This is a genomic window from uncultured Polaribacter sp. (assembly GCF_947501385.1).
In the GTDB taxonomy this organism is placed as follows: domain Bacteria; phylum Bacteroidota; class Bacteroidia; order Flavobacteriales; family Flavobacteriaceae; genus Polaribacter.
Genome location: NZ_CANMVP010000005.1, coordinates 25,150 through 38,419, shown reverse-complemented (window position 1 = coordinate 38,419; position 13,270 = coordinate 25,150). Strand labels below are relative to the sequence as shown.

The 13,270-nt window shown below is 31.7% G+C and carries 10 protein-coding genes; 7 read left to right on the top strand and 3 right to left on the bottom strand.

All coding sequences use genetic code 11. From position 1 onward, the window contains the following. Nucleotides 1-2 precede the first annotated feature (2 nt). Nucleotides 3-245, top strand: a complete 243-nt coding sequence (locus tag Q0998_RS04415; RefSeq protein WP_299666787.1) for a MoaD/ThiS family protein — start codon at nt 3-5, stop codon at nt 243-245. A 263-nt stretch (nt 246-508) separates the two neighbouring features. Here Q0998_RS04415 and Q0998_RS04410 read toward each other — a convergent pair whose 3' ends face one another. Next, on the bottom strand, nt 509-781 hold the full coding sequence (locus Q0998_RS04410; RefSeq protein WP_299666785.1) for a DUF3817 domain-containing protein: 273 nt from the start codon (nt 779-781) through the stop codon (nt 509-511). A 127-nt stretch (nt 782-908) separates the two neighbouring features. Between Q0998_RS04410 and Q0998_RS04405 the strand changes: the two genes are divergently transcribed. Then, nucleotides 909-1,331 carry a molybdenum cofactor biosynthesis protein MoaE gene (locus Q0998_RS04405; protein WP_299666783.1) on the top strand — a complete coding sequence of 141 codons (423 nt, stop codon included), beginning with the start codon at nt 909-911 and terminating at the stop codon, nt 1,329-1,331. Between the two features lie 76 nt (nt 1,332-1,407). Here Q0998_RS04405 and Q0998_RS04400 read toward each other — a convergent pair whose 3' ends face one another. Further along, the gene (locus Q0998_RS04400) at nt 1,408-2,466 is read right to left on the bottom strand and encodes a COX15/CtaA family protein (protein WP_299666780.1); all 1,059 of its coding nucleotides are present in this window, start codon (nt 2,464-2,466) and stop codon (nt 1,408-1,410) included. 401 nt (nt 2,467-2,867) lie between these two features. Here Q0998_RS04400 and Q0998_RS04395 point away from each other — a divergent pair, with 401 nt between their 5' ends. The 5 genes from Q0998_RS04395 (at nt 2,868) to Q0998_RS04375 (ending at nt 10,991) form a co-directional block, all read left to right on the top strand. After that, nucleotides 2,868-4,142 (top strand): ribonucleotide-diphosphate reductase subunit beta, encoded by a 1,275-nt coding sequence (locus tag Q0998_RS04395; protein ID WP_299666777.1) that lies wholly within the window; start codon nt 2,868-2,870, stop codon nt 4,140-4,142. 3 nt (nt 4,143-4,145) lie between these two features. Next, on the top strand, nt 4,146-5,924 hold the full coding sequence (locus Q0998_RS04390) for a ribonucleoside-diphosphate reductase subunit alpha (RefSeq protein ID WP_299666774.1): 1,779 nt from the start codon (nt 4,146-4,148) through the stop codon (nt 5,922-5,924). A 250-nt stretch (nt 5,925-6,174) separates the two neighbouring features. Continuing rightward, entirely contained in the window at nt 6,175-6,843 is a 669-nt protein-coding gene (locus Q0998_RS04385; RefSeq protein WP_299666772.1) for an SMI1/KNR4 family protein, read from the top strand. Nucleotides 6,844-6,926: 83 nt separating this feature from the next. Next, nucleotides 6,927-8,264 (top strand): deoxyguanosinetriphosphate triphosphohydrolase, encoded by a 1,338-nt coding sequence (locus tag Q0998_RS04380; RefSeq protein ID WP_299666770.1) that lies wholly within the window; start codon nt 6,927-6,929, stop codon nt 8,262-8,264. 51 nt (nt 8,265-8,315) lie between these two features. Beyond that, the gene (locus Q0998_RS04375) at nt 8,316-10,991 is read left to right on the top strand and encodes a T9SS type A sorting domain-containing protein (protein WP_299666768.1); all 2,676 of its coding nucleotides are present in this window, start codon (nt 8,316-8,318) and stop codon (nt 10,989-10,991) included. Between the two features lie 496 nt (nt 10,992-11,487). Here the strand turns inward: Q0998_RS04375 and dxs are convergent, their stop codons facing one another. After that, nucleotides 11,488-13,263, bottom strand: a complete 1,776-nt coding sequence (gene dxs / locus Q0998_RS04370; RefSeq protein WP_299666766.1) for a 1-deoxy-D-xylulose-5-phosphate synthase — start codon at nt 13,261-13,263, stop codon at nt 11,488-11,490. Nucleotides 13,264-13,270 lie beyond the last annotated feature (7 nt).

Here is a 13,270-nt window from a genome sequence, read left to right as displayed (position 1 = left end):
AGATGAAAATAAATGTACTTTTCTTTGGAATTACAACAGACCTCATTGGAGCTTCTCAACTTGAAATAGATTTTGAAGAACATATTTCGATTGCTGATTTTAAATCGATTCTAAAGAATACATATCCGAAGTTAGAAAATATCAATTCGTATGCAATTGCTGTAAATGAAGAATATGCTACGGATGATTTGATATTAAATAAAGGCGATGTTGTTGCGGTGATTCCTCCTGTAAGTGGAGGTTAAAAACCCCAAGTCTAACCTTCACCCGAAGGAAAGAAACATTCAAACACAAAACCTATGTTTTCTATGTGCCTATGTGGTGAAGTCTTTTTAGTTGAAAACACTTCGACAAGCTCTTCCGAAATTTCGGAAGTGACATTGTAAATTTTTATTGCTTTACCGCCTTTAATATTTCATTATTTTAATTTTCACTAAAATAATATCCAAACTCAATACCAATTAATAATAACTACTGTCAGTCTGAGCTTGTCGAAGACTATTTTAAATTATCTCAAATATTTCTTATCAACATAAAAAGTTCCGAAAGGTAAAATAGAAGCCAGCAAAACAATTCCTAATGTTTTATTGTCCCAATTCATTTCTTTTTTAATGACGATTGCCAAAACGATGTACATCATAAATAACAAGCCGTGAGGCATTCCTAACATTTTTACATAAGAAGCATCACCTTGAAAATATTTGATAGGAACTGCTACAAAAAGGAGTAATAGGTAAGAAATCCCTTCTAAAAAACTAATAATTCTAAAGATGTGTTTCATTTTTAATAAGTTTCAAAGTTTCAAAGTTTCAAAGATTCAAAGATTTGATTTGTGAAAACCCGTAAAATTCGTATCTATTTTTAATAACCACAAAAATACAAATTTGTTTTCCTATTTTTGTTGAACAATGCAGCGAACTTCCATAAAAATTACATCAAAAAAATTAGATTTACAAGAATGTTACAATTTTGTAGAAGACGATTCTTGTGGCGGAATTTCAGCATTTATTGGAACTGTAAGAAATGATACGCAAGGAAAAGAAGTTACACAACTCGATTTTTCCACCTACAAACCAATGGCAATTAAAGAAATGCAGAAAATAGCAGATTTGGCTTTAGAGAAATTTCCCATTCATAAAATTGCGATTCATCATGCAGAAGGTTTGTTACAAATTGGTGAAATTCCTGTAATTATCACTGTTTCTTCAAAGCATAGAAAAGCTGCTTTTGAAGCTTGTGAATTTGCGATTGATAGGTTAAAAGAAACGGTTCCTATTTGGAAAAAAGAATATTTTTCTGATGGTGAAGTTTGGGTAAATGCGCATCCGTAGTATTAGTTGGCAGTTTTTCAGTCTTCAGTTGGCAGTCAGTTATTCTATTAAAAGTAAAAATAAGAGTGAGGAACTGCTAACTGCCAACTGAAGACTGCCCACTCAAAGTCTTTCGACTTTGAAGCCACAAATAAAATTGCAATCCGAATAAAATGGCACCAGCCAATAAATGTATTGCTTGTGTACCCATAGGAATTTCTGCGTAATACATTAAAATTCCTGTAATTGCTTCTAAAAAAATCAAGAAAACAATCCAATTGACCAATTTGTACCCTAAATTTTTTAGTTGGTTTAGGTAAAACATTCCTAAGTTTACCAATACAATGGCAATGGTAAAAGATCTGTGGAAATAAAATTTAAAACTCGGATCCATTAAACTGTGGTTCTTGTTTTCAAAACCATACAATTTTACTTGCTCATCTATAAATTGCCTTACTTGTGTTCCCATCGCAATTTGTATCAAAGAAAAAATTACAGAAACAATCAACAATTTATTGAAAAGGGAATTGTATTTATAATTTTTGTCATCTTGAGCGGAGTCGAAAGAATCAGAAACTATAAAATTCAACCATAATAATAGCGCAATAATAAGCAAACCAACTACCATGTGAATAGTAATTATTGCTGGTGTTAAATTGGTGTCAACCACTGTTTTTCCCAACCAGGCTTCAAACAACATTAAAAAGAAGGCAGTATAGGCAAGTATTGGTATTCGTTTGTCTTTTTTTCTGTTTTTATAAGCTCCGTAAATTAAAAATAAGAATACAAAACCTGCTAAAACAGAAACCAATCTATTGATATATTCCGTCCAAGTATGAAAGACATTAAAAGTATTGTAATCGTGTTTTGTGTATGTAGACCAGTTTTTTGGGTTGAATTCAGTTGAAGTTTCTAAATCTTGTTCAGCAACAAATAAAACTTCATCTTTAATAATAATAAAGCCTTCTTTATAGGTAGTATTTGGTTTCCATGTAATTTGTTCTTCAGAAGTTGGTGGAATGTAATAACCAAAACATTTTGGCCAATCAGGGCAACCCATTCCAGAACCCGTCATTCTAACAATAGCACCTGCTAAAAAGATTAAATAAACAGAAATTATAGCAAGTTGTACAATTTTTGGAAACTTATTTTTCATCAAAAAAACTTTTTACAAAGATACTTCAAAAATAGACGAGCAAAAAGATTTTGAAGAAGCTTCTCTTATGTGTAAAAATTCTAAATAATGAATATGTTAAGTTTGTAATCATCTTTTTTTTAAATCTACAACAAATCATAAATTTTATTTTTAGAGATATTTTTTTTCTAAGAATGTAGCTTTTAGGAATGTCAGCAGTAGCAGGAAGTTACCTATTTTTTTTCTTTTAAAAAGCTGATTGTCATTTATTTAAAAAGATGTTAATTTTTTGAATAATTCGTAAATTTTTGAATTTTGTTAAAAACTTCAAGGAATTTGTGAATAAGTATGGCTTTCATTTTGGGACAAAAAATCCAATCTTTGTATTCCCCTCATTAACATCTTAAATATACTATTATACCGTGGAAATTACTCAAATTATAAAAAGGGACTCTGGATCTAGCACTTTCGAGCTAGACAAAATCACAAAAGCGATAGAAAAAGCAATGCTTTCTGTAAATAACGGTACTAGAAAAGATGCAGTTGCAATTTCTAATATTGTAAACGGTACTTTACTAGAAAGAAAGTTAAATGAACCTGATTATGTTCCTACGGTAGAGCAAGTTCAAGACATTGTAGAATATAAATTAATGGACAGCCCTTTTCATGATGTTGCAAAGGCGTACATTTTATATAGAGACGAACAAACAAGAAATAGAAAAAGAAATATTTTTGAAAAGAGATTAAATTTAAAGCCGTATGATTACCCTGCTTTAAATGAATATGTAGACGCTATTAGACATTCTTATTGGATTCACACAGAGTTTAATTACACGAGTGATATTCAAGATTTTAAGGCATATTTAACGGAAGTAGAAAAAAATGCGATTAAAAATACCATGTTGGCCATTTCTCAAATAGAAGTAGCGGTTAAAACTTTTTGGGGAGATATTTATAAAAAAATGCCGAAACCAGAAATTGGTGCGGTGGGCGCTACATTTGCAGAAAGTGAAGTTCGTCATCACGATGCATATTCACATTTATTAGAAATTCTAGGGTTAAATAATGAGTTTAGAAACTTAAAGAAAAACCCAGTAATTATGAGACGTGTTAATTATTTAGAATTAGCATTAAAGAACGTAAATAGTGAGGATAATAAGGAGTTTTCAGAATCTATCATTTTATTTTCTTTGTTTATAGAGCATGTATCTCTATTCTCTCAGTTTTTAATTATTATGGCTTTTAACAAGCATAAAAATGTCTTAAAAGGAATTTCTAATGTGGTAGAAGCTACTTCTAAAGAAGAGCAAATTCATGGAGATTTTGGTATTGATGTGATTAATATTATTAAAGAAGAAAATCCAGATTGGTTCGATGAAGACCATAGTTTATTGGTGCAAGAAACCTGTAAAGAAGCTTTTCTTTCTGAAAGTAAATTAATTGATTGGATTTTTGAAAAAGGAGAATTAGATTTCTTACCAAAAGCAGTCATTAAAGAATTTCTTAAAAATAGATTTAATAAATCTTTAGAAAGTATTGGTATTGCTAAAGTATTTGATATCGATCAAAAATTATTATCTGAAACAGATTGGTTTGATGATGAAATTATTGGAACCAAACACGGCGATTTTTTCGTAAAAAGATCTATCAACTACAGCAAAAGAACAAAAAGTATAACCAGCGACGACTTATTTTAAATTATGAACCTAAACGACCAAAAAACGACTGAGCTTACCGAGCACGAAAGATTAATTCAAGTAAGAAACGCTTCAAGAGAAGAAATGCTTAAAAACATCAAAGAACCTGAAATTACTTGGCTCACAGAAAATAGCCGTAAATTTTTAGAATCTGGATATTTAACAGGTAAAACAACTCCAGAAGAAAGAATACGTGAAATAGCAGACAATGCAGAAGGTATTTTAAAAATAAAAGGATTTTCTGACAAGTTCTACAAATACATGGCTGCGGGTTATTATTCTTTAGCATCGCCAATTTGGTCTAATTTCGGTAAGAAAAGAGGGTTGCCAATTAGTTGTTTCGGATCGCATGTTGCAGATGATATGGGAGATATTTTATTCTCACAATCAGAAGTAGGTATGATGTCGAAATTAGGAGGAGGAACCTCTGGTTATTTTGGGAAACTACGTCAAAGAGGTGCAGATGTTAAAAATAATGGTTCGTCATCTGGTTCTGTTCATATCATGCAATTGTTTGAAAAAATGGTAGATGTTGTAAGTCAAGGTTCTGTAAGACGTGGACGTTTTTCTCCATATTTACCAGTAGATCATAAAGATATTAAAGAGTTCTTAGAAATTGGTACAGAAGGAAACCCAATTCAAGAATTAACCCATGGTGTTACTGTTGGTGACGAATGGATGCAACAAATGATTGATGGGGATGTTGAAAAAAGAGGTATTTGGGCAAAAATATTACAAAGAAGAGGAGAAATAGGATATCCGTATATACTTTTTAGAGACAATGCAAATAACGGAACGGTAGATGTTTACAAAGACAAAAACCACGAAATTTATGCAAGTAACCTGTGTACAGAAATCATGTTACCTTCTAATGAAGATTGGTCTTTTGTTTGCTGTTTATCATCTGTTAATTTATTACACTATGACAAATGGAAAGATACAGATGCCGTAGAAACATTAACGTACTTTTTAGATGCCGTAATGCAAGAATTTATTACGAAATTAGAAGTATACAAAGATTCATCAGATAGAGACGATCAATTTACGTTTCGTTTTATGGAAAAAGCCTATAATTTTGCAAAAGAAAACAGAGCTTTAGGTTTAGGAGCTTTAGGTTGGCACTCATTATTACAATCTAAAATGTTGGCTTTTGATAGTCAAGAAGCCTATAATTTAAATACGGAGATCTTTAAGACGATAAAAGAAAAATCATACAAAGCATCAGAAGAAATGGCGAAATTGTATGGCGAGCCTTCTGTTTTAAAAGGCTATGGTAGACGTAATACCACGTTAAATGCAATTGCACCAACCACATCATCTGCATTTATTTTAGGACAAGTATCTCAAGGAATTGAGCCAATTTGGTCTAATATTTATGTAAAAGATATCGCGAAGATTAAAACGACGATTAAAAACCCAATATTAGAAAACTTATTAGAGCAAAAAGGTTTTAATACGAAAGATATTTGGACAAGTATTCGTGATAATGATGGTTCTGTATTACACTTAGATTGCTTAACAGAAGCAGAAAAAGATGTGTTTAGAACGTATTCAGAAATAGATCAAAAAGTAATTGTGTATCAAGCGGCAAACAGACAAACACATATAGATCAAGGACAATCTATAAATATTATGGTACATCCAGATATGCCAATTAAAGAAGTAAATGACGTATATATTACAGCCTGGAAATTAGGCGTAAAATCTATGTATTACCAACACAGTATGAATGCTGCACAGAAATTTAAGCAAAAGAAAGAATGTGCAAGTTGTGAAGGATAATCATTTTATAAATTAAAAGTTAGGAAAAGAAGAGAGGCAGCAATGTTTCTCTTTTTTTTGAAGCTATTTCCAGCTTTCACTACTCGCTTTTTTTATTCAGAAAAAGAATAAAAAAGAGCTCAAACAGACCGTTCAATCTGGGCTAGACTTGTTTACTTACTCTTTGCTATCCTAATAAGTATAGGCAATTTAATTAAGTAACTTTTTCGTATTTTACGATTCAGAAAAATCTTCTAAAAACGATGAAATTTTGACAACAAAAACAATACTTTTTATAGTTTTAGGACTTTTTTCTTTTGGAGTTTCTTTATTAGCTAATAAGAATAAAAAGAAATCAGAAGAGATTAAAAAGAAAATGTTAGCAAAAAGAAAGCAGCAAAGAAATGTTAAAGTTTTTAAAGAATCGAAAGATTTTCAGCATCCAATTTCAAGTTCAATTTTAGCTCTATTAGAAAATTTCAGTGAACATTACGATGTAGGAAAAAGAATCAACGATGAGGAAATAAAATCAATTGAACAAAAATTAGAATTCAGTCTACCTAAATCATATAAAATTTTTCTAAAGTATTTTGGAGATGGAGGCTATTGGGTTTTTAATCAGTCTATAGACAGTATTCAAAATTACTACTGGTTAAAAGATTATAGACAAGATTTAAAAGATATAATTGAATTAGATGGAGAGAAATCAATAAGAGTAAATAGTTTATTATGTCTAATGGCAGAAGATTCCAACGGAGGAGCTTGGTGTTGGTTAACTTCAGAAAAAGATATTAATGAAGAATTGCCTTTAGTGTATTATATAGATAATGAGCTTCATTACAAAGTTAAAAACTTCACAGAATGGTTAAAAGTTCTTACAGAAACGAAATATGAAGTTATTAGGGATTTAGACAAAGAAGAAAAACTTGGTTTAGGCTAAAGATTTCGTATTTTCGAACTCTAGTAATTTCAAAGAACTTCAGTTTTTTAATCAACAAGATACTGAACTAAATTCAGCATAAAATGAACTGGGAACAACTCCTTTCTTTAAAACGTTTTGGCGATACTCAAAAACGCCCAAGAATAGCACAAGACGAAACCCGATTGGGTTTTGATGTAGATTTTGATAGAATTATATTCTCATCGGCATTTAGAAGCTTACAAGACAAAACACAGGTAATTCCGTTATCAGAAACAGATTTTGTACACACACGTTTAACGCACAGTTTAGAAGTCTCTGTTGTGGGTAGAACTTTAGGTAGAAGAGTTGGAAAAGTGTTGTTAGAACGCCACCCTAATTTAGCAGTATTAGGCTATACGTTCAATGACATAGGTGCTATTGTTGCAGCAGCTTCAGTAATGCACGATATTGGGAATCCGCCTTTTGGGCATTCAGGAGAAAAAGCCATTGGCGAATATTTTAAAACAGGAAAAGGCGCAAAATACAAAGAAGCGTTATCCGCAAAAGAATACCAAGATTTAATTGATTTTGAAGGAAATGCCAACGGATTCAAAATTCTTACAGAGTCTAGAGAAGGAATTTCAGGAGGTCTGCGTTTAAGTTATGCAACATTAGGTGCGTTTTTAAAATACCCAAAAGAAAGTCTTCCAAAAAAACCAACAAATCATATTGTCGATAAAAAATACGGATTTTTTCAGTCAGAAAAAGAAGCTTTTTTAGAAGTAGTGGAAGATTTAGGAATGCAACAAAAAACTTCAGAAAGTATTTCTTTTTATAGACATCCATTAGCCTATTTAGTAGAAGCAGCAGATGATATTTGTTACACCATCATCGATTTTGAAGACGGAATTAACCTTGGCTTAATTGAAGAAGAATTCGCTTTAGAATACATGATCAAATTAGTAAAAAATACCATTGATTCTAAAAAATACCATTCACTAAAACACAAAACAGACAGAATAAGTTATTTACGTGCTTTGGCAATAGGTGTTTTAATTAATGAAGCTGTAGATATCTTTTTAAATAATGAGGAAGCAATTTTAAATGGAGCTTTTGAAAAATCTTTATTAGACAAGTGTAAGTATGAAGCACAAATTAACGACATTATAAAAATAAGCGTAGACAAGATTTATAATAGTACAGAAGTTGTAGAAAAAGAAGTAGCCGGTTACCGAATTATAGCAGACATGCTAGATGTATTTGTTACTGCGCTAAACAATAAGTTCGATGGTACTCCGTCTAATTTTGATAAATTAGTTTTGAATTTATTACCAGAAGAATACAAAACAGAAACAGAGAGTTTGTATAACAGAATCATGCATGTTTGTAGTTATGTTTCAAGAATGTCAGACAGTTACGCAATACGAGTGCATAAAAAATTAACAGGAAATATTATATAACAGAACTAATATTCGTTAGTTTTGTTTACTTTTTTAAAGAAAATATAAAACATGAAAAAAAAAATATCCCTTTCTGTTTTGGTTATAATAGCCTTAGCTACAATCGTTTTTATAAATAATAATAAAGAATCTAAATTTGAAAAGAAACAAAAAGAATACGCAGAATATTTAGCAAATCATCCATACGCCAATAGAAAGCCATTAACCAAAGAAGAGTTAAAAGCAATGCCTAAAAAAGATCGACCAGATTTAGCATTCGAACAAGATTTTTTAAGAACGATGGATCCTAATACAAAAAGATTGCACCAAGACAGGTTGGTAAAAGCTTTGAATTATGGCAAGAAGATGAAGCGTGAAGCTACTTCAAGTAAAAAAGCAGGAACTACTTTTAATTGGGAATCTAGAGGACCCAAACAAGTAGCTGGAAGAGTAAGAGCTTTAATGTTTGATCCAAATGACACAACAGATAAAAGAGTTTTTGCAGGAGGAGTTAGTGGTGGAATATGGAAGAATGAAGACATTACAGATGAAAATTCTGCTTGGAGTTTGGTGTATCCAGAAATGTCAAATTTTGCAATTTCTGCGATGGACTATGATCCTATTCAAACAAATACATTCTATGTTGGTACGGGAGAAGGTTGGAGAAATTTTGATGCTGTAAATGGTGCAGGAATTTGGAAAAGTACGGATGGAGGAGTTACTTGGAATAATCTTCCTTCAACTACAAATTTTGAATATGTTTATGATCTTATTGTAAGAAATGAAGGAGGAGAAATAGGTGTAATTTATGCGGCAATGCAAGATACAGATGGCATAGATTCTAACGGTACAGATCTTTTTAGGTCTACAGATGGAGGAACCACTTGGACAGTAGCATCTATAGAAACAGTTAGAGATTTAGAACTTGCTTCAGATAATACAATCTGGGCGGGGAATGCAGAGGGCTCGATATTTTCGTCATCAAACGGAACAACTTGGGCTTCTAGTTATACTTCTTCTCTAGGTGCTCTAGGAAGAGTAGAATTGGCAACGGCACAATCTAATGCAAGTGTTATCTATGCTTTGATTAGCAGTAATAATAAGTTAGGTGAAATTGTTAAAACAGATGATGCTGGTGTAACTTGGACTACTATAGGAGAGCCATCCGATACAGGAGATTCAACAGTACCAAATGATGATTTTACAAGAGGGCAAGCTTGGTATGATCTTATTATAGCTATAGATCCATTAGATGCTAATAAATTGTATGTGGGTGGAATAAATACTTTTAAAAGTGATGATGCTGGAAATTCTTGGATTAAAACCTCAAGTTGGGCAAGTTTTTATGATAGTTCTGTAAGTTTTGTTCATGCAGATATTCACAATATTATTTATAGACCTAATAAAAATGAATTACTTGTGGCTACAGATGGTGGTATTTTTTATTCTTCAGATAATTCTAACACTCAAACAGCAACAGGTTTTGTTGCTAGAAATTTAAATTTCAATATAACTCAATTTTATTCAGGAGCTATAGATCCTATAAATGAAAATGGTTTTTTAGGAGGAGCGCAAGATAATGGAACTAATTATTTTTCTGAACCCAATATAAGTTCAACATTTGAGCTGTTAGGAGGAGATGGAGGTTTTTGCTTTATAGACCAAACAGTTACAGATGGTGTAGATGGAATCTACTATTTAGCATCAACGCAAAATAATGTAACCTATTTGTATGATTTTTCTAAAAGTCCAGTTTCGTTTGTTAATTTAATTAATAACGATGAAAGTGGAAACTTTATCAATGCATCCGACTATGACGATGAAAATAATGTTTTTTATTCATTTGATAGCCCAAACATAATAACTAGAGCAACTTTAAAACCAGACAATGAAAATCAAGGGAGTGGTGATAATTTTTTAGGGAAAAGAGACTCAATTCAAAGTCCTCTATTTCTTGGAGCAGACGCTTCTCATGTTAGAGTTTCTCCTTACAATCAAAATCAAAGACAAGTTTTTTTTGGTACTACTTTTGGTAGAATTCTAAAATTTAATTCACAAGATGGCACTTTTATAGATACAAACTCTCCAAGTGGAGTTTTCGGTACCGTTTCTTGTATTGAATTTGGTGCATCAGAAGATGAAATTTTATTAACCTATTCAAATTATGGAATTCCAAGTGTTTGGTACACTAATGATGGAGGAACAACTTGGACAGATATAGAAGGAAATTTACCAGATATTCCAGTAAGATGGTCTCTATTCAATCCTTTAAATAGAAAAGAAGTAATTTTAGCAACCGAGGCAGGCATTTGGAAAACAGATGATGTTACAGCAACAACAGTTGTTTGGGAACCAGCTGCTACGGGAATGGGAAGTGTAAGAGTAGACATGTTACAATACAGAGCTTCAGATAATTTAGTTTTAGCGGCAACTCATGGTAGAGGAATGTTTACAAGTTATTTTACCGACAATACAGTCTCAATTGATGAAGTTTTAATAAATACCAAAGCATTTACAGTATATCCAACAATTTCTAAAGGAAACTTTACAGTATTTGCTAAAAGTTCTTTAGGAATAGCCAAAATGAATATTTTTGATATTTCTGGAAAACAAGTGTACAAATCTGATTTAGATTTTACAAACAACGAAAGACAAGCAATTTCTTTAAATGTAAATTCAGGAATTTATATTGTAAATTTAGTTGATGAAAAGGGTAAAAAATCTTCTAAAAAAATTGTTATTGAATAACATTGAGTATAAATAAGGTAAATAATAGGTTGTATGAAAAGTAATTCATGTCCGTTCGAGACCCGAGAAAAATTTTTATCAAGCGATTGGAATGACGTAAATTAGCGTGTAAATATACTGAATTGCAAAATAATCGTTATCATAATAGTGTTTTTATACCTGTGTTCGAGTATGATTTTCAAAAAAATGGCTCGAGAGCTTGGTTTAAAAGTAATTTCAACATAATGATTATCAGGGTTTTAAAAAAGACGTCAATGGTAGATTCGAGAAAAAAAATTTTCAAGCGATTGAATGACGCGAGATAAATGCTTATAAGTATGTCTGTTCGAGCGGAGTCGAGAACTATTAATTTACGTAAAATCAGATAGTTATATAAGTACGTCAATGGTAGCGGAGTCGAGAACTTATTTAAGCTATTGATATTTAACAACCTTTCGACTCCGCTCAAGGAGACAAAAAGTTAATTAAAACTTTTCAGACAACCTTTTTTACTTTTTTATGCTTTTAAAAATTGTTTTGCTAAGCTTCTCGAATCCAAACCAATTTTATTTTGAAGTTTAGAAATTATACCATGTGCTATAAATGCATCGGGAATACCTAAAACATTAATTTTATTTCGATAATTATGTACTGAGGCAAATTCTAATATAGAAGATCCAAATCCGCCTTTGATTGTTCCGTCTTCAACAGTAAAAATAACTTTGTAATTTTTAAAAATACTATGTAACAACTTTTCATCTAAAGGTTTTACAAAACGCATGTCGTAATGAGAAAATTCAGGTCTTAAATTCCCTTCATCTATCAAATCAAGAGCGTCTGTAACATTTTTTGAAATTGTTCCAACAGATAAAATAGCTATTTCCTTTCCTTTTTTCAACTGAATTCCTTTTCCAATTTCTATTTTTTGAAAAGGTTGTTTCCAATCTATAATAGTTCCTATTCCTCTTGGATAACGAATTGCAATAGGGTTGTTGAGTCTGAATTGAGCAGTATATAAAATATTACGCAATTCTATTTCGTTTCTTGGTGCAAAAATAATCAAGTTCGGAATCAATCGTAAATAGGCCAAATCGAAAACACCATGGTGTGTAGCACCATCTTCACCCACCAAACCTGCTCTGTCTAAACAGAAAATTACAGGCAAATTCTGTAGCGCAACATCATGAATTACTTGATCATAGGCACGTTGTAAAAATGTTGAATAAATATTACAAAACGGAATTAAACCTTGTGTTGCCATACCTGCGGCTAAAGTTACTGCATGTTGTTCTGCAATACCTACATCAAACGTTCTTTTTGGATATTTTTCTAATAGAAACTTTAAAGAACTTCCTGTTAACATTGCCGGTGTAATTCCTACAATGTTGTCATTCTGTTTAGCTAATTCAACCAACGTTTTTCCAAAAACATCTTGATATTTCGTATAGAGACTCTCTTGTTTTTGAATACGTTCACCAGAAATTTTATCAAACTTACCAGGGGCATGATAGGTTACTTGATCTTCTTCCGCTTGCTGTAAACCTTTTCCTTTTTTTGTAATTATATGTAAAAATTTGGGCCCTTTTACAGATTTTAATCGTTCTAATTCTGACACTAGTTTTGGTAAATTATGCCCATCAATTGGGCCAGAATAATCAAAATTTAATGCTTTAATGATGTTGTTTTGAGTCGCTAATTTCCGATCGGTCTTTACTTTGGTTAAATATTCTTTTAGAGCACCCACAGAAGGGTCGATTCCTATCGCGTTATCATTTAAGATTATCAATAAATTAGCCTTGGAAACTCCTGCATGATTCAATGCTTCAAAAGCCATTCCGCTTGCAATAGAAGCATCTCCAATAACTGCAATGTGGTGTTTTTCAGTTGCACCTTTTAAATTAGAAGCCATTGCCATGCCTAAAGCTGCAGAAATTGAAGTAGATGAATGCCCAACACCAAAAGCATCATATTTACTTTCTTTTCTGGACGGAAAACCAGCAATTCCACCAAATTGTCTGTTGGTATGAAAAACCGCTTTTCTTCCTGTTAAAATTTTATGTCCGTATGCTTGATGCCCAACATCCCAAACCAATAAATCATTTGGTGTATCAAATAAATAATGCAATGCAATTGTAAGTTCTACAACACCTAAACTTGCTCCTAGATGACCTTCTTTAGTGGCAACAACATCAATAATAAAATCACGCAATTCTTTTGCCAGTTTTGGCAATTGAGTTCGGTCTAACTTTCTTAAATCTTCCGGATTTGATATGTTGTCTAACAAATTCTTCATCGAATTA

What these genes read in the sequence shown, in the direction of transcription:
- Q0998_RS04415 (WP_299666787.1), top strand. Translation starts at nt 3, where the DNA reads ATGAAAATAAATGTACTTTTCTTTGGAATTACAACAGACCTCATTGGA.
- Q0998_RS04410 (WP_299666785.1), bottom strand. Translation starts at nt 781, where the DNA reads ATGAAACACATCTTTAGAATTATTAGTTTTTTAGAAGGGATTTCTTAC.
- Q0998_RS04405 (WP_299666783.1), top strand. Translation starts at nt 909, where the DNA reads ATGCAGCGAACTTCCATAAAAATTACATCAAAAAAATTAGATTTACAA.
- Q0998_RS04400 (WP_299666780.1), bottom strand. Translation starts at nt 2,466, where the DNA reads ATGAAAAATAAGTTTCCAAAAATTGTACAACTTGCTATAATTTCTGTT.
- Q0998_RS04390 (WP_299666774.1), top strand. Translation starts at nt 4,146, where the DNA reads ATGAACCTAAACGACCAAAAAACGACTGAGCTTACCGAGCACGAAAGA.
- Q0998_RS04380 (WP_299666770.1), top strand. Translation starts at nt 6,927, where the DNA reads ATGAACTGGGAACAACTCCTTTCTTTAAAACGTTTTGGCGATACTCAA.
- Q0998_RS04375 (WP_299666768.1), top strand. Translation starts at nt 8,316, where the DNA reads ATGAAAAAAAAAATATCCCTTTCTGTTTTGGTTATAATAGCCTTAGCT.
- dxs (WP_299666766.1), bottom strand. Translation starts at nt 13,263, where the DNA reads ATGAAGAATTTGTTAGACAACATATCAAATCCGGAAGATTTAAGAAAG.